The following is a 16,778-nucleotide window of genomic DNA, read 5'->3' as shown; positions in this document are numbered from 1 at the left end:
AGAAAGCTTAGCCGCGAAGGGTGTCCGGGCCTGCGTCGGTGACGCCGCCCTGGAACGGAGCGTCCTCGGGAACACCCTGCGGGTGCGGCGGCCGGGCGTCGAGCGGCTCATCCAGGCGCGCCTGTTTGGCTTCCTCCTGGGCCTCGCGCTCAGCCCGCTCCTGGCGGGACTCCACCGGGCCCGCCATCTGGACCGGACGGGACTCCTTGGACAGCCACACCTCGCGGAAATCGCGCTTGCGGATGTCGCGGAAGATGTCGGCGATCTCGGCCTGGTTCAGTGTTTCGCGCTCCAGCAGCTCGAGCGCCAGCCGGTCCAGGACGTCGCGGTTCTCGGTAAGGATGGCGTAAGCCTCGTCGTGGGCCTGGTCAATGAGCCGGCGCACTTCCTCGTCCACCACGTAGGCGATCTGGTCGGAGTAGTTGCGCTCGTGCCCGGCGTCGCGGCCCAGGAAGGGCTCTCCGCCGCCCTGGCCCAGGCGGACTGCGCCGACGCGTTCGCTCATGCCGTACTCGGTGACCATCTTGCGTGCAGTGCCGGTGGCCTTTTCGATGTCATTGGACGCGCCGGTGGAGGGGTCATGGAACACGATTTCTTCCGCCACCCTGCCGCCCATGGCGTAGGCCATCTGGTCCAGCAGTTCGTTGCGGGTCACGGAGTACTTGTCGTTGTCCGGGACCACCATGGTGTACCCCAGGGCGCGGCCACGGGGCAGGATGGTGATCTTGGTGACCGGGGCGGAGTTCCGCAGCGCTGCCGCCACCAGGGCGTGGCCGCCCTCGTGGTACGCGGTGATCTTGCGCTCGTGCTCCTTCATCACGCGGCTGCGCTTCTGGGGGCCGGCCATGACGCGGTCGATGGCTTCGTCCAGGGCGCGGTCGTCAATGAGGTTCGCGTTGGAGCGCGCGGTGAGCAGCGCTGCCTCGTTCAGGACGTTGGCCAGGTCCGCGCCGGTGTACCCGGGAGTCTTCTTGGCCACGGCCTTGAGGTCCACACCGGGCGCCATCGGCTTGCCCTTCGAGTGGACCTGCAGGATCTGGTCGCGGCCGATCAGGTCCGGCGCTTCCACGCCGATCTGCCGGTCGAAACGTCCGGGGCGGAGCAGTGCCGGGTCCAGCACGTCCGGGCGGTTGGTGGCGGCGATGAGGATGACGTTGGTCTTGACATCGAAGCCGTCCATCTCCACCAGGAGCTGGTTGAGGGTCTGCTCGCGTTCGTCGTTGCCGCCGCCGATGCCGGCACCGCGGTGGCGGCCGACGGCGTCGATCTCGTCCACGAAGATGATGGCCGGGGAGTTAGCCTTGGCCTGCTCGAAGAGGTCGCGGACACGTGAGGCACCCACACCAACAAACATCTCCACGAAGTCCGAGCCGGAGATGGAGAAGAACGGGACGCCGGCCTCGCCTGCGACGGCGCGGGCAAGGAGTGTCTTGCCGGTGCCCGGAGGGCCGTACAGCAGTACGCCCTTGGGGATCTTGGCGCCAACGGCCTGGAACTTGGCGGGCTCCTGGAGGAATTCCTTGATCTCCTGGAGTTCTTCCACGGCTTCGTCGGATCCTGCGACGTCGGCGAAGGTCACCTGCGGCATGTCCTTGCTGACCATCTTGGCCTTGGACTTGCCGAACTGCATGATCTTGGAGCCGCCGCCCTGCATGCGGGTCATCAGGAACCAGAAGAGCGCGCCGAGGAGGATGACGGGAATCAGGAGGGAGAGCAGGCCGGAGAACCAGTTGCTCTCAATCGGCTGGTCCGTGTAGCCCTGGGCCGGCTTGGAGTCCGTGACGGCCTTGACCACGTCCTCGGCGCGGGCGTCCACGAAGAAGAACTGGACGCTCTTGCCCTTGTCCTGCCCGTCCAACTGCAGGTTGTCCTTCAAAGTCAGGTCAACGCGGTTTTCGCCGTCGAAGATCTTGGCCTGCTCCACCTGGTCCCCGGAGAGCAGTTCAAGGCCCTTGTCCGTGTCAATCCGTGCCGCACCACCAGGGGCAAGCGTTGCAAAGGCCACCAGGAGCAGACCGACCACGACGACGATCCAGATGCCCGGGCCTTTGAAGAAGTTCTTAGCTTTCATCTGTTCGGGGGCTAACCCCGTCCCTTCTGGTAGTGCTGCACGGCGAGTAGTCTGCGCGCGTGATGGTGCTGCGTCAGCTTCTAGCTATACACCGTCCGGAGTAGATCACGCATGATGGACGGCAAAAGTTCCCTATGGGCGTAGCGCTGCCAGGACGGCGGAGGGCCTGCCCCAAGGGCGTTGTTTTCAAGGAAGTGCCGACGGCGGCTCGGCGGCGGTCCGGGAGGGGCAGCCTACTCGTAAACGTGCGGGGCCAGGGTGCCCACGAAGTCCAGGTTGCGGTACTTCTCGGCGTAGTCCAAGCCGTAGCCGACCACGAATTCGTTGGGGATGTCGTAGCCCACGTACTTGACGTCGATTTCCACCTTGGCGGCGGTGGGTTTGCGGAAGGCGGTGCAGATTTCCACCGACGCCGTGCCGCGCGATTCCAGGTTGGTCTTCAGCCAGGACAGGGTCAGGCCGGAGTCGATGATGTCCTCGACGATCAGGACGTCCTTACCCATCAGGTCCGTGTCCAGGTCCTTCAGGATGCGGACAACGCCGGAGGACTGGGTGCCGGACCCGTAGGAGGACACTGCCATCCAGTCCATGGAGATGTGGCTGTGCAGCGCCCGGGCCAGGTCCGCCATGACCATCACCGCGCCCTTGAGCACACCCACGATGAGGATTTCGCGGCCCTCGTAGTCCTTGTCGATCTGGGCAGCGAGTTCGGTGATCCGCTGCTGGATCTGTTCCTTGGTGTAGAGAACGTGCTTGAGGTCTGCCTGGACGTCGTTTGAATCCACCAATGGCTCCTGTGTAGATGCGGGGGTGCGACTATTTTGCGGGCGGCTTTTGAGGCCGGAGTACTAGCTTCCCACAGCGTGCGGCTCCGCGGGGAACGGGTTTGGCTTCGCTGCCGGCAGCCGGGCCGTCCGCGGCTTCCGCGCCGGCCAGCTGGACGAGGGACAGGCGGTAGGCACTCACTCCGCCGGGAAGTTCCACCGGCCCCGCCGAACCGTGCCGCCGCAGCAGCGCCTCCGCCGCCAAAAGGCGCTGGTAGCTGGGCTGCTGCCCGCCGACGTCGGCCGCGGCCTTGGCGATCACGCGGTACCGGATGGCAGGGGGCAGGGCGCGCAACGCCTCCTCCGGAAGGCTCAGTTCCGGACCGTTGCGCTCCACCATGGAGGCAAACGTGGCTTCGGCCACATCCTCAAGGTAGTCGGCGTCCAGCTGCAGGATGGAGGCTGTGCGGGCCAGGGATTCCGCGACGCCGGGACCGAGTTTTTCCTCCAGGTGGGGCAGGACCTCCACCCGCGTCCGGGACCGGGCATAGGACGGGTCCCGGTTGGTGGGATCATGCCAGGGCTCGAGCTCCTCCACCTCGCAGATCTCTTCCGTATCCGCCCGGCGAAGCCCCAGGAACGGCCGCAGCAGGGCACCCCTCGCCGGCCTCATCCCGGCAAGCGAGCGCGTGCCCGAGCCGCGCGCCAGGCCCAGGAGCACCTGTTCGGCCTGGTCATCCAGCGTGTGGCCCAGCAGGATTGCCGCGGCCCCCTGGCCCTCCGCTGCCGCTTCGAGTGCGGCGTGCCGGGCCTCCCGTGCTGCCGCCTCCGGGCCCATGCCGGTGCCGGCCACCGTTACGGTCCGGATTTCCACCGGGGACAACCCCAGCTCCTCCAGTGTTTCCGCGGTCCTGGCCGCGACCTGCGCTGACCCTTCCTGCAATTGGTGGTCCACGACTGCCGCCCCCACCGTCACCGGGTGGCCGTCCACATGGCCGCGCCGGGCAAAGTAGGCGGCCACGGCGGCCAGTGCCAGGGAGTCCGGGCCGCCGCTGCAGGCAACCAGGACGTGGCGGGGATAGCCGGCCTGCGCCAGTGCGTCCCCCAGGGCTTTACGCGCCTTGCCGACGACGGGCGCCAGCCTGCCCGGCCGTCGTCGTCCGCTCCTGGAACCGGCCGTGGAACCGCTGGTTCCAGCCCCCTGGACGGACTCCGCGGCGGCCTCATCTACGGCGGCAGTGGCCTCACTTGGTTGGATGCCCGGCAATCAGAGTCCCATCCGCTCAAGCCACAGCTTGGCGTCGTGGATCTCGGGTTCGGTGGGCAGGTGGTCCGCAGACTCCCACACCTTGTTAAAGCCCTCCATGCCGGCTGCGTCCACCACGGCCCGCACAAACCTGGCGCCGTCGGAGTACTGCCGCATTTTCGCGTCCAGTCCCAGGAGGCTGCGGATGAACTTTTCGATCACGCCGCGGTCCTTGCCGCGGTCGTTGAACCGCTGGCGGATGGTCTTGACGGACGGAATGATGCTGGCGTCCACGGCGTCCATCACCACGTTCGCATGGCCTTCCAGGAGGCTCATCACGGCGGTGAGATGCGAAATTGCGGCCTTCTCCTCGGGGTCCTGGAGGAGGTCCAGGATGGCGCCGCGGCCGGGAGTGTTTCCGGAGGCACTGCGGTCCTTCAGGGAGCGGGCAGCGGCGGTTGCCCGGTCCATCAGGGAGTCGACGTTGCCCAGCAGGTGCACGCTGAGCTGGTCGATCTGTTCGAGCATATGGTGCCGGAGCCACGGCGCGGCAGCGAACTGCACACGGTGGGTCTGCTCGTGCAGGCACACCCATAGCCGGAAATCCTCCGGGGTGACGTTGAGTTCGCGCTCCACGGCCACAATGTTCGGGGCCACGAGCAGGAGCCGGCCGGCCGGAGGTGCGGTGGACCCTTCCGCAAGGGCCGCGAAGGGATCGTACTGGCCAAGGACCTTGCTGGCCAGGAATGCCAGGACGGCGCCGAGCTGGCTTCCCGTGATGGCCCCGCTGACGCTCGCGGCGCTTGGGCTCAGGTTGCCCTGCCTGCTTTCCAGCATCTTTTCCATGGCGGGTTTGAGCATCACGGCGAAGCTTTGCGTATTGGCCTTGGCCCAGGACGCGCGGTCCACCACCAGCACGGAGGAGTCGCGGAGATCGCGGGCGGCTTCCAGCCCGGTGATCTGATGGACATGGTCAACGGACACATCCGCCAGGCGCCGCAGGCTGTCCACGGCCTCGCTGATGGCGGCCTGGTCCAGCACGGGCCCGGCCGGAGCCAGGCGCGCGGCGGTGGAAGCGGCGAGGTCCCAGTTGATCAGGGACTGTGCCGTGGCGGACAACGTCTTGGCTGACGACTCGCGTGCAGTTGACTCCATGGTTCCCATCAGAACACAGCAGGCTTGGGATAGTCCTTAAGTTCGCTCACCGGCGAACCATCTGCCCGAGCAGGGGCGTCGCGGCGCCGCACGGGCGATGCTGGCGCATCCGGGGACCAGGGCCGTTCATGCGGGGCAGGACCGCCCTTCCGCTTCGCGTCCCAACCCTAGCGGCAGCCGCAGCCGGCGAGCGCGGTGGCGGCGCGGTCCAGCGCTTCCTTGTTACCCGCCGCGCCCGGGGCCAGCCCGTTCCCAATAAAGGAAAAGACCAGCAGCCGGCCGTCCGCATCCACCACGTAGCCGCTCAATGCCAGCACGGTGTTCAGCGTGCCGGTCTTGGCGCGCACCAGCCCCGCGCCCCGGGCGGTGGCCGCGTCACGGTACCGGGTGTCCAAGGTTCCGGAGAGGCCAGCCACCGGGAAGCCGTCCAGGGCAGCCCGGAGCCGGGTATCCGTACCGGACGCGATGGCCCGCACCACCTCGGCAAACTGCCGGGCCGGGACCTGGTTGCCCATGGCGAGGCCGCACACGTCCACCAGCTTCATCCCTTCAGAAGCCAGGCCTGCAGCGGCCAGCTGCGCGCCCACTGCGGCCGTGGCGCCGTCGTTACTGCCCGGCAGCCCGCCAGCCAATGCCGTCAGCCGGCCCAACGCCTCCGCCAGGTAGTTGTCCGAGTCCTGGAGCATCAGGTTCACCTGCTCAGCAACGGTGGCCGACTGAACCTCGCCCAGCACCGCCGGCTGGCCGGCCCCCTCGGGGCTTGGCAGCGCCGGCGTGTCTGCCGCCTGGGGCAGGCGTTCGACGGCGGCTGCCACGGTGAGTCCCGCGGCGGCACCTGCCGTCCGCAGCCGGGCGGCGAACTCCTCCCCTGCCGCCATTGCCGCATCCTGCGGGCGCGGGCCAGTGGTAACGGCGGGATCGTAGCGGGCCGAGTTCAAAGCCAGGGGATACACGGGGGCAACTTCACCGGCCGCCACGTCCCCTGGTTGCCACGCCGGGTTCAGTGCGGGGCCGGAAAAAAGGGAATCGTCCACCAGCACCTTGATTTCCCCTGCCGCACCGCCCTCCTGCAGCTTCTCCACGGTCCGTGCAGCCAGCGTTGCCAGTCCTGCGTGGCCCATCACCTGCTCCGGGGCGGACTCACCGGGTCCAAGAAGGACGTCGCCGCCGCCGGCCAGCACCACCTGGCCGGGCGCCGGCCCGGCCGCAGCCTGGGTGGTGAAGCGGTGTTCCGGGCCCAGCGACCGCAGGGCGGCGACGGCCGCCAGCAGCTTCATGTTGGATGCCGGCACCCGGTTCTCGGAACCGCCACGGTCAAACAGCACCTGGCCCGTGAGGGAATCCTGCACCAGCCCGGTAAAGGTCCCGCCGCCGTCGGTCTTCAACAGCGGCTCCAGCCGGGCGCTGACGCTGGACGGAAGGGGCGCCGGGGCCGACCCATCCGGCGGGGCGAGTCCCTGCACGGTGGAAAGAGTGGCCGGAACCTGCTGCCAGGCGGGTGCGGGCGGGGCGGGGGCCGGTGGTTCCGGTCCAAGGAAGCCCGGTGCCACCAGCAGGGCTGCCGGGACGGCAAGGGCCACCAGGAGCATGGACAGCAGGACCGCCGGCCAGGACCTCCGCAGACCACTGGCGCCGCTCCGCGCCGCCTGCCGGGCACGGCCGGGCCACTGGTTCGTGCCGCTCGTTTTGGTCATGCCGGTGCCGGTCCTCAAGTCCTGAAATTTCCCCACAAGTTCCTGATTCCAGGGCCTCTCGCTATATCCTCGATAATAGTCGGCGGCACTGACAGTCCTTTTTGTTGCCCGTCAGAAGTGCCGCGAACCCCCCGAATTGCCGAGGAGCATTCCATGAAGCATGACGTGACCATCGAGATCCCCAAGGGATCACGCGTCAAGTACGAAGTCGACCACGAGACCGGCCGCGTCCGCCTGGACCGCGTCCTCTTCACCTCCATGCAGTACCCCACGCACTACGGATACTTCGAGAACACCCTCGGCGAGGACGGCGACCCGTTGGACGCGCTGGTGCTCCTGCAGGACTTCGACCTGCACCCCGGCGTCATCGTTGAATCCCGCCCTATCGGCGTCTTCAACATGACTGACGACGGCGGCGGCGACGCCAAGATCCTGTGCGTCCCTGTGGATGCCCGCTTTGACCACATCCAGGAAGTCAGCGACGTCAATGACTTCCTGATCAAGGAGATCGAGCACTTCTTCACCCGTTACAAGGACCTGGAGCCCGGCAAATGGGTCAAGGCCGAGGGCTGGGGCGACCGTGCCGCCGCAGAGGCGGAGCTGGAAGCCTCCATCAAGCGCTACGTGCCTACCGGCCACTAGTCCCCATTCAACGCTCGACGGCGGGTGGTGGGGTTCTTTAGGAACCCCACCACCCGCCGTCGTCATTCCTGGATTTTTTGTCCAGATATGCAGGCTTCCCCGCATGGCAACCCTGCACAAGTGGACAAAAACTCCCAGGAAACTGTGGAATCGTTGCACTGTGAGTTCCGAGCCCTTGTTTACTCCCCCATGCGGTCCTGTCACAGGCTGGCGGGACGGCAACGTCCTCCGCGCCACCGGGATTCCATACGCCACCGCCGGGCGTTTCCAGCCGCCAACTCCGGCACCTGACTGGACCGAACCGTACGCTGCAACCTCCCCCGCTCCAGCCTGCCCGCAGGGGCCGGTGCCGTTCCTGGATGACATCCTGGGCACCCGGTACGGCGAACTGCCGGGCAGCGAGGACTGCCAGAACCTGTCCATCACCATGCCCGCGGAAGTGGACCTTTCCAGCCCGGAAAGCTTGCAGCTGCCCGTGATGGTGTGGATCCATGGCGGTTCCTACACCACCGGATCCGGCGACCTTGCCATCTTTGACCCCGCGGTGCTGGTGGCGGAGAACCGCGTGATTGTGGTCTCGGTGACCTACCGGCTGGGGCTGTTCGGGTTCCTGGCAACCCGCTCTGGCCGGCCTGCCAACCTGGGGCTCCTGGACCAGCTGGAGGCCTTCCGCTGGGTGCAGCGCAACATCTCCGCATTTGGCGGCGATCCCGGCCGGGTGACTGCTTTCGGCCAGTCCGCGGGCGGTGACGCGATCGCCCACTTGATGGCGACGCCAGAAGCGCCGGCCCTGTTCCAGCGTGCCATCATCCAGAGCGCCCCCTTGGGCATCTCCCGGGGCCGGGCAAAAATGAACCATGCCATGGGCATCGCCGCAGAGGCTGTGACCGAAGAGACTCCCGCCATGGAGGTAGTGGAGCGGGAGGACCATGTGGCGCAGGTGGCCCGGAAGTTCGGCATGCTGGCCGCGATGCCGTTCGGGACGCAGTACGGGCATGCGCCGCTGCCGGAGGAAACCGGGATCGAGGACGCCTGGAACCGCTCGGCGCCCGGCATGGAGATCCTGATCGGACACACCTCGGAGGAGGCGATGCTCTTCCTCCCCCGCAGCCCCTACCTCAGCCGGCTGGACGGTATCCCGGTTGCCGGCCCCACCGCCCTCAGGGCCATCAACTGGGTGGTCACCGAAACCGTCTACGGCCGGGCGGCCCGGAAGTTCGCGCGCCGGCACGTCCTGGCCGGCGGCAGGGCCCACCGTTACGAGCTGCACTGGCACGCCCCGGGGAACGTCCTCGGCGCCGCGCACACCATCGACCTTCCGCTGCTCTTCGGGAACCGGAACACCTGGGATGGCGCGGGCCTGATCTCCGGTGCCGGCTGGGAGGATGTGGACGCCGTGGGGCGGGAACTGCGGGCGCTTTGGTCACGTTTTGCGCGCGGCGACAGCCTTGGCAAAAAAGGCGGCATCCCGGGCGCCCTCCAATACACCTCGGAGCGTCGGCCTCATCAGGCCCGCCGGCGTCCCCGGGTGGTGGAAACTGCCGTGCGGATCGCCTCCACCAGGATGTCCTGGCGCTGGAAGTAGGCATTGTGGCCGGCGTCGCCTACAACCAGGAGGCGGGCGCCGGGCACCGTGGCGGCAACGTGCTCCGCGCCCCGGCGGATGCGCGGCCTCTCCCCATCCCCGATCAGCACCACCAGCGGACTGGCCACTGATTCCAGGCCCTGCTGGAAAGCTGCGATGTCCCGCGGGTCCGCGCTGAGGAACTCCCCCTGGCTTTGTTCGAGGCTGCGCGGGTGCCGGGCGGCTTCAATGGCCGTAGCGGTTGAACGGACCCTGATATAGCGGGCGAAGTCCTTCGGGTTGTCCGCGATCCACCGCTCCGTGAAGGAGTTTCCCACACCCAGCCAGATCCGCTCATCCTGGTCGAGCGAGCTGAAGACCTCGAACTTTTCCGGCTGGCCTTCCTGTCCCGGCGGCGGCACCACCAGCGGCCATCCCATCCCGCAGACCACCAGGGCAGCCGCGCTGCCGGGGTGGCGGACGGCCCAGCGGAGCGTGGTCATCCCGCCCATGGACTGCCCCACAATAATGGGGTCCTCAAGGCCCAGGGAGCTGATGAAATGCTCCAGCTCCTCGGCCCGGTCAACCAGGGGGCCCTGCCGCGGGGAGTTCGACGACCAGCCGTGATCGTACGTGTCGTACGCCAGCACCCGGAAGTCCCGCTCGAGCTCCTGGATGATCGGTGCCCAGCACGCCGCGGCCGAGGCATGCCCATGCAGCAGCACCACCGGCTGGCCGCGGCCTGAGTCCGTGTAGTGGATGTCGTTGCCGAGCACATCGAGCCATGGCATAAGGATGTTCCTTTCGCGTTGGCCAGCCGGGCGGCCCACCACCCACCAGCGTTGCAGAACCACGGCAGGGCGTCATCCAATGTCCACCGCGGACGCCGCCGGCGGCGTCCGACGGCGTCGGCAGACGGCGTCGCTAGGCGGCGGTAGAGTCTGGTCACGTGAAGACGCTCGGAGTGGACCTGGCCGCGGCTGCGAAAAAGACGGCCGTGGCAGTCATCGAGTGGAACCGCGGGTCAGCCCGGCTGGTGCACCTGGGGCTTGACGTCCAGGACCAGGAAATCGTTTCGCTCTTCGGCGCCAGCGACATGACCGGTGTGGACTGCCCGGTCGGCTGGCCGGATGCGCTGATTCCGTTCCTTGCCGGCCACCTGGCCTTCGACGCCGGCCCCGTCCTGGCGTATGACGGCATAGAAGGACGGCGGCTGCTGGCCTACCGGGACACGGACCGGTTCGTCACGGGACGGACAGGCCTGATACCGCTGAGTGTTTCCGCCGACAGGCTGGCGCATCCCGCCATGCGGTGCGCCGTGATCCAGGCAAGGATCGCCGCGCTCCACGGACCGCAGCTCCGGGACGGTTCCGGACGCCTTGCGGAGGTTTACCCGGCAGCCTCGCTGAAGCTCTGGGGGTTGAACGCCCGGGGCTACAAGGGACGGGGCAGTTCCGAGGCGGAACGGCGTGCCGCGCTCCTTGGCACCCTGAGGGAGCAGGCTCCGTGGCTGGACCTTGAGGGCTACGGGGATCAGCTGGCCGCCTCGGACGACATGTTCGACGCCGTCATCGCCTCGCTCACGGCCCGCGCCGTTGCCCTCGGGCTGACGGAGCGTCCTGGCGAAGCCCATGTGGAGGCCGCCCGCACCGAGGGCTGGATCCACCTGCCCTCGTGCGGCCTCGACGGACTGGTCACCTAAAGAATTTTTTGTCCTGATAAGACGACTTCGCCCGCCGGCAACCCTGCATATCTGGACAAAAACTCCAAGGGGTCAGCCGAGCTGCCAGTTCCGGATCTCCTCCGGGTCCTCACCGTGCGTGCGGGTGTGTTCCCGGGCCCGCATCCGCCGGTCCTGGAGGCTCTGGCGGAGGGACGAATGCCGCTCGGCCAGCCCGGGCACCCGGTCGATGGCGTCAATGGCCAGCTGGAACCGGTCAATGCCGTTCATCATGGCCATGTCGAACGGCGTGGTGGTGGTCCCCTCTTCCTTGTAGCCCCGCACGTGCAGCCCGTCCTGGTTGCTGCGGCGGTAGGCCAGCCTGTGGATCAGCGCCGGATAGCCGTGGTAGGCGAAGATGATGGGCTTGTCCGCCGTGAAGATCCCGTCGAAATCCCGCGCCGGGAGCCCGTGCGGGTGCTCGCTCTCGTCCTGCAGCCGCATCAGGTCCACCACGTTCACCACCCGCACCTTCAGCCCGGGCGCACCCTCCCTCAGCAGTTCCGCCGCCGCCACCGTCTCCACCGTGGGCACGTCGCCCGCGCAGGCCATCACGACGTCGGGCTCCTCGCCGGGCACCTCCGAGCCGGCGAAGTCCCAGATCCCCAGCCCCCGGCGGCAGTGGTTGGCGGCGTCGGCCGGGCCCAGCCACGTGGGCGAGGGCTGCTTGCCGCTGACCACGATGTTCACGTAGTCCGTGGAGGCCAGGCAGTGGGCCATGACGCACAGCAGGGTGTTGGCGTCGGCCGGCAGGTAAACCCGGATGACCTCGGCCTTCTTGTTCACGGCGTGGTCAATGAAGCCGGGGTCCTGGTGCGAGAAACCGTTGTGGTCCTGCTGCCAGACGTGGGAGGACAGCAGGTAGTTCAGCGAGGGCACCGGCTGGCGCCAAGGCAGCTGCCGGTGCACCTTCAGCCACTTGGCATGCTGGTTGAACATGGAGTCGACAATGTGGATGAAGGCCTCGTAGCAGCTGAAGACCCCGTGCCGCCCGGTCAGGAGGTAGCCCTCCAGCCAGCCCTGGCACAGGTGTTCGCTCAGCACCTCCATCACCCTGCCGGAGCGCGCGAGGTGCTCGTCGCCGTCGTCAATCCGGTACTGCCACACCTTGTCGGTGACCTCGTAGACGTTCTGCAGCCGGTTGGACGCGGTCTCGTCCGGGCCGAAGAGCCGGAAGGTTTCCATGTTCAGCGAAATGACGTCCCGCATCCACGAACCCAGCGTGATCATGGGGCTCACGCGCTCCGTTCCCGGCTGCGGCACTTCGACGGCGTGGTCCCGGTACGCGGGCAGCTTCAGGGCCTTCCTGAGCAGTCCCCCGTTGGCGTGCGGCGTGGCGCTCATCCTGAGTGGTCCGGCAGGTGCTGCCACGGCGACGTCGGGCCGCAGCCGCCCGTCGCCGTCGAACAATTCCTCCGGCCGGTAGGACTGGAGCCATTCTTCCAGCTGCTTCAGGTGCCCGGCGTCAGTGCGGACCTCCGCGAGCGGCACCTGGTGGCTCCGCCACGTCCCTTCAACCTGCAGCCCGTCCACCACGCGCGGCCCCGTCCAGCCTTTGGGCGAGCGCAGGACGATCATGGGCCAGCGCGGGGCACCGCCAAGATCTTCGGTTCCGGGCTGCGGCGTGCGGCGGGCGTCCTGGATGGCCCGGATATCCGCCAGGCACCGGTCCAGTACTTCGGCGAAATCCCGGTGCGCCTGCTCGGTATTCTCCGGGTCCTTGACCGTGACGAAATACGGCTCATGGCCGTAGCCGCGCAGGAGTTGTTCCAGCTGCTCTTCGGGCATCCGCGCCAGGACGGTGGGGTTGGCGATTTTGTAGCCGTTCAGGTGCAGGATGGGCAGCACGGCACCATCCGTGGCCGGGTCCAGGAAGTTGTGGGAGTGCCAGCTGGCGGCGAGCGGCCCGGTTTCCGCCTCGCCGTCGCCAATGACGACGGCGGTGATCAGCTGGGGATTGTCCAGCACCGAGCCGTAGGCGTGGGCAAGGGAGTACCCGAGTTCACCGCCCTCGCTGATCGAGCCGGGCGTTTCGGGCGCCGCGTGGCTGGGAATGCCGCCCGGGTAGGAGAACTGCCGGAAAAGCTCGGCCATGCCGTCGGCGTCATTGCCCACATGGCCATAGATCTCGGAATAGGTGCCTTCCAGCCAGGCGTTGGCGACGACGGCGGGCCCGCCATGGCCGGGACCTGCCACGAAGAGCATCTCGGCGGAGTCGCGGCGGATCACGCGGTTGAGGTGGGCGTAGACGAAGTTCAGGCCGGGAGTGGTGCCCCAGTGGCCCAGGAGCCGGGACTTGGTGTGCTCGGCCTTCAACGGTTCACGCAGCAGCGGGTTGGAACGGAGGTAGATCTGCCCGACGGAAAGATAATTGGCGGCGCGCCACCAGCGGTCCACAAGTTCAAGTTCGTCGGGCCCAATGCTGCTGGTCATAACCGTCCTCACGTCGCGTATGGCCCCCTTGTTGGTCACCGCCGGGGCCGGCCGTTCCCCCATCGCACCAGATGGGCCAGCGCGAGGCAACCCCGCTTGCCCTGGGGCTGCTACCAACCGGTAGTCTTTGGATTCAGATGTTCACGCTGACAATCAACCAGACCGATAGCCGGCGCGATGGCGACCGGGTGCCGCAGCTCCTCAAGGACCTGCGGCATATTCCTGCGCGCCTCGACTTCGACCGGTCGGTGGAGGACGAGGTCCAGGGCATCGTGGACTGTCCGCACCAGGCGGTGGAGGCCGCAATGATCGCGCTCCGCTGCGGTTCCTGGTACGTGGGGATCGGCGTCGGGCCTGTCAACGAACCGCTGCCGAACCAGATCAAGGACGCGTCCGGCCACGGCCTGGTGTACGCGCGGCGTGCCGTGGACCGGCTCCGGAACAGCAAGGAGCGGGTTCCGGTTGCGGTGGAGGGGCCGCTGGCGGACATCGCCCATGACGCAGAGGCCGTACTGCGGTTGCTGGGGCATATCGTGCGGGACAGGTCCGGCGCCGAGTGGCGGGTGCTTGACCTGATGACCCCCGGCGTCCGCGGCCAGCAGAAGGCGGTGGCCCAGGAACTGGGCATCACCACGCAGGCCGTGAGCAAGGCGGTGGCGCGGGCCCAGTGGAATGAGGAGCACGCGGCCCGGCCGGCGGCGGCCAGATTGCTGGCCCTGATCCTTGAAGTGCGCTAGCAGCTGCCTGCGTTAGCGCTGGGTCGCGGCCATCACCGGTTCGCCGTTGAAGTATTCCAGCTGCCAGCCGTCAATGGCATGGTGGTGCGCCAGGTTCAGCACCGCGTTGTCGATGCTGGTCAGGGTACTTCCTACGGCGCGGCTGAGGGTGACCCTCAGGAGCGTTCCGTGGGCGACGACGAGGAGCCGGCTGCCGCGGAATTCCTCGGCAAGTGCCTCAAGCGCCGCCAGCCCCCGGTCCGCTGCCTCCTCCTCGCTTTCGGCGCCGCGGAAACCACCGGGAATGCGCATTGCCTCCAGCTCGGGCCCTGCCTGCATGCCCTCGGCGGGGCCAAAGCTGCGCTCGGCCAGCTCCGGAATGCGGCGGACATCGCTGAGGCCCAGGCCGGCTGCGATGAGGTCCGCCGTTTCGGCGGCCCTGCTCAGCGGCGAGGACACGATCGCGTCCCATTCGTAAGCGGACAACACGGCGACGGCGTCTCGCGCCTGGGCCCGGCCGACGTCGTTCAGGGGAATGTCAGTGGATCCCTGCAGCCGGCGCTGCGCATTCCAATCTGTCTGGCCGTGGCGGATGAGGGCGAACGTCGTGAGGGTCATGCTGTCCATTCTGCCTTGTACGGCGTCAGAGCAGGCTGCGCAGCACGTGGGCGGCGCCGTCGTCGAACACGGAGTGGGTAACCTCGTCCGCGGCGGCGATGACTTCCTCCGGCGCCTGCCCCATGGCCACGCCCCGTCCGGCCCAGCTGAGCATCTCGATGTCGTTGCGGCCGTCGCCGATGGCCACCGTGAGGTGCTGTTCGATGCCGAGCCTCCCCCGGAGGTTCTCCAGCGCGCTCGCTTTGGTCACTCCGGCCGCGGCGATGTCCAGCCAGGCCGTCCAGCCCACCGAGTAGGTGACCCCGGCGAGGCCCACGTGCTCAATCGCCTCGTTGAATTCTTCGGGGGTGTTCTCAGTGCTGAAAACCACCACGCGCACGGCCGTGGCTTCGAGCATGGTGTGGAAATCCACGCCGACAGCCTCGACGCCGAAACTGGGGTCCTGGAAGCGCTCGGTGGACAGGAAGTTCCCGTCAGCGTCCTCCAGCGCGTACTTGGCCGAGGGAAGCCGCTCGCGGAGCGCGCGGAGGGCGGGCCCGGGGTCGAAGGTGGCTTTGTGGATGACCTCGTAGCCGCCGTCCAGCCCGGGGTGGAGCCGCAGGGTGACTCCGCCGTTGCAGCAGACAGCGTAGCCGCGCTCGATGCCGATTTTCTCGATGATGGGCAATGTGGCGTTGAGGGACCGGCCAGTGGCGATCATGACCTCGTGCCCGGCAGCCACCACCGCCTGCGCGGATTCGCGGACGCCTGGGGACATGTGGCCGTCGTGGTCAACCAGCGTGCCGTCCACGTCCAGGGCGACCATCAGTTTCTGCCCATTGTTGTTGTTTTCGTTGTCTCGCCGGTCATCGTTGCCGGCGACTGAGGTTTCAGTCAGCGTTGTCATTCACATAGTGAACCAGACGTCCCCCTGCCGCGCTAGGACGCAGGCCACAGATATGTTGAACACCGCATTAACATCCTCAGTTTGTTTGCCCGTGCGGGTGTTAATGTGAGAGCGCCGACCACTCCCAAGCTTGTTGGCAAATCATGGCTTTCAAGGTTCCGATCTGCGAACTAGCTTCTGATCCGAGGGCGCAGCCCGGCTGCGAGCAACCTACGTTTGAGTCGGCCGGGGTCTTCCAGGTCGGCCCAGCTCCAGCGCACAAAGCCGAAGCCCAACCGCCGGATCCGATCCTCGCGGAGCTTTTCCCGGTATACGGACTCCTCTGCTGAGGCCTTGCCCCGGACAGCGGCCTCGACATACTTGGCCTTTCCGTCGAATTCCCCCACCACCCGCTGCTTGGGCCACCAGCAGTCTGCCCTGCCGATAAAGCCCTCCCCGTCATGAAAGGCGTGCTGCAATACGGGCTGTTCGAATCCAAGCAAGTCGAAAGCCGCCCGGCTGTAGGACTCACCAACGGACTCTGCCAGGGGGCTGGCCAGAACTGCCACCCTTTCCGCCCGGCGTCGAGCGGAAGCATGAGGGTGGGCCGCTATGCCATCAGCTATTGACCGGATGGCAAGAAGACCCGCATCCGACGGCAGCCTTCCCTCGCGGCTAAGTATCCGAGCCAACCCGTCAGCCACCACCAGGGCTTCGGTGAAGCTGGCCGTGACCATAACGTCAACGGTTGTCCGGATCCGGCTTGTGCAGCGGTACTCCCCGTAAGCCACTGGTTCCACATCCGGTTTGAGGCAGTACCGCAGCGGGTACGAGCGCTTTCCCCGTACCTGTTGTGCTGCACTGTCCTCCCCCACGACCATCAGGGGCGACCTCCGCACCCCGCTCCGTCCCGGCAGGGTGGTGGCCAGCTCAACGCAGGGAGGCGTGCGAAGGGTGGGCAATCCACTGGCCAGCGCTGCCGTCTCCCCGCACAGCACGGCGCCCTTGACGGATCTGGTGATTGCCGCCGTCGACCAGGCGAAACGCTCCGACGGCCGCGCCCTGAGCCAGTCGGCGGTCTGCACATAGAATCCCCGCCTGATACGGACAAGCCTTCCGGCCCGGAACTCGCGGTGGATAGCGTCCGTAGTCCCGCGCTCACGAAGGATGGCAGCGGAATCGATGAGCCCCGGCAAAATCTCCATGGGTCAAGGCTGGCCGGAACAGTATGGGGAGTCAGCAGTGTGGCCGGGCTATGTGGACAAAGCGGCGCGCGGCCCGAAACGCCAG

At 67.4% G+C, this 16,778-nt stretch carries 14 protein-coding genes; 4 read left to right on the top strand and 10 right to left on the bottom strand.

Annotated elements, in window-relative coordinates; all coding sequences use genetic code 11:
* Positions 1 to 7: 7 nt before the first annotated feature.
* The 5 genes from ftsH to dacB form a co-directional block, all read right to left on the bottom strand.
* Positions 8 to 2,071: an ATP-dependent zinc metalloprotease FtsH gene (gene ftsH, locus ABRP28_RS17025; protein ID WP_231457895.1), complete on the bottom strand. Its 2,064-nt coding sequence runs from the start codon at positions 2,069 to 2,071 to the stop codon at positions 8 to 10.
* A 233-nt stretch (positions 2,072 to 2,304) separates the two neighbouring features.
* The gene (gene hpt, locus ABRP28_RS17020; protein ID WP_041651844.1) at positions 2,305 to 2,856 is read right to left on the bottom strand and encodes a hypoxanthine phosphoribosyltransferase; all 552 of its coding nucleotides are present in this window, start codon (positions 2,854 to 2,856) and stop codon (positions 2,305 to 2,307) included.
* A 31-nt stretch (positions 2,857 to 2,887) separates the two neighbouring features.
* Complete coding sequence (gene tilS / locus ABRP28_RS17015; RefSeq protein ID WP_350001593.1) at positions 2,888 to 3,943, bottom strand: tRNA lysidine(34) synthetase TilS; 1,056 nt, start codon at positions 3,941 to 3,943, stop codon at positions 2,888 to 2,890.
* A gap of 159 nt (positions 3,944 to 4,102) precedes the next feature.
* The gene (locus ABRP28_RS17010) at positions 4,103 to 5,236 is read right to left on the bottom strand and encodes a zinc-dependent metalloprotease (protein WP_350001346.1); all 1,134 of its coding nucleotides are present in this window, start codon (positions 5,234 to 5,236) and stop codon (positions 4,103 to 4,105) included.
* Positions 5,237 to 5,403: 167 nt separating this feature from the next.
* A complete protein-coding gene (gene dacB, locus ABRP28_RS17005) occupies positions 5,404 to 6,930 on the bottom strand; it encodes a D-alanyl-D-alanine carboxypeptidase/D-alanyl-D-alanine-endopeptidase (protein WP_350001348.1) in 1,527 nt (508 codons plus the stop codon).
* A gap of 153 nt (positions 6,931 to 7,083) precedes the next feature.
* Between dacB and ABRP28_RS17000 the strand changes: the two genes are divergently transcribed.
* Positions 7,084 to 7,572 carry an inorganic diphosphatase gene (locus ABRP28_RS17000; RefSeq protein ID WP_079596875.1) on the top strand — a complete coding sequence of 163 codons (489 nt, stop codon included), beginning with the start codon at positions 7,084 to 7,086 and terminating at the stop codon, positions 7,570 to 7,572.
* 175 nt (positions 7,573 to 7,747) lie between these two features.
* Positions 7,748 to 9,157 (top strand): carboxylesterase family protein, encoded by a 1,410-nt coding sequence (locus ABRP28_RS16995; RefSeq protein WP_374152879.1) that lies wholly within the window; start codon positions 7,748 to 7,750, stop codon positions 9,155 to 9,157.
* Here the strand turns inward: ABRP28_RS16995 and ABRP28_RS16990 are convergent.
* Positions 9,079 to 9,927, bottom strand: coding sequence for an alpha/beta hydrolase (locus ABRP28_RS16990; RefSeq protein WP_350001352.1), 849 nt, complete (start codon positions 9,925 to 9,927; stop codon positions 9,079 to 9,081). The two genes, ABRP28_RS16995 and ABRP28_RS16990, sit on opposite strands and share 79 nt — an antisense overlap.
* A gap of 158 nt (positions 9,928 to 10,085) precedes the next feature.
* On the opposite strand from ABRP28_RS16990, the gene ABRP28_RS16985 reads away from it, so the two are divergent.
* Positions 10,086 to 10,838 (top strand): DUF429 domain-containing protein, encoded by a 753-nt coding sequence (locus tag ABRP28_RS16985; protein ID WP_350001354.1) that lies wholly within the window; start codon positions 10,086 to 10,088, stop codon positions 10,836 to 10,838.
* Between the two features lie 72 nt (positions 10,839 to 10,910).
* On the opposite strand, the gene ABRP28_RS16980 is transcribed toward ABRP28_RS16985, so the two are convergent.
* Positions 10,911 to 13,289, bottom strand: a complete 2,379-nt coding sequence (locus ABRP28_RS16980) for a phosphoketolase family protein (protein WP_350001356.1) — start codon at positions 13,287 to 13,289, stop codon at positions 10,911 to 10,913.
* Between the two features lie 137 nt (positions 13,290 to 13,426).
* On the opposite strand from ABRP28_RS16980, the gene ABRP28_RS16975 reads away from it, so the two are divergent.
* On the top strand, positions 13,427 to 14,026 hold the full coding sequence (locus ABRP28_RS16975) for a hypothetical protein (RefSeq protein ID WP_066273089.1): 600 nt from the start codon (positions 13,427 to 13,429) through the stop codon (positions 14,024 to 14,026).
* Positions 14,027 to 14,038: 12 nt separating this feature from the next.
* Here the strand turns inward: ABRP28_RS16975 and ABRP28_RS16970 are convergent, their stop codons facing one another.
* From ABRP28_RS16970 to ABRP28_RS16960, 3 genes are all read right to left on the bottom strand, one after another.
* Positions 14,039 to 14,623, bottom strand: a complete 585-nt coding sequence (locus ABRP28_RS16970) for a histidine phosphatase family protein (protein WP_350001360.1) — start codon at positions 14,621 to 14,623, stop codon at positions 14,039 to 14,041.
* A 25-nt stretch (positions 14,624 to 14,648) separates the two neighbouring features.
* Positions 14,649 to 15,509, bottom strand: coding sequence for an HAD family hydrolase (locus tag ABRP28_RS16965; protein ID WP_231456318.1), 861 nt, complete (start codon positions 15,507 to 15,509; stop codon positions 14,649 to 14,651).
* Positions 15,510 to 15,679: 170 nt separating this feature from the next.
* On the bottom strand, positions 15,680 to 16,693 hold the full coding sequence (locus tag ABRP28_RS16960; protein WP_350001362.1) for a hypothetical protein: 1,014 nt from the start codon (positions 16,691 to 16,693) through the stop codon (positions 15,680 to 15,682).
* Positions 16,694 to 16,778: the final 85 nt, after the last annotated feature.

The sequence above is a fragment of the Pseudarthrobacter sp. WHRI 8279 genome, from assembly GCF_040224115.2.
GTDB lineage: Bacteria > Actinomycetota > Actinomycetes > Actinomycetales > Micrococcaceae > Arthrobacter.
This window is presented reverse-complemented; position numbering and strand designations above follow the sequence as displayed.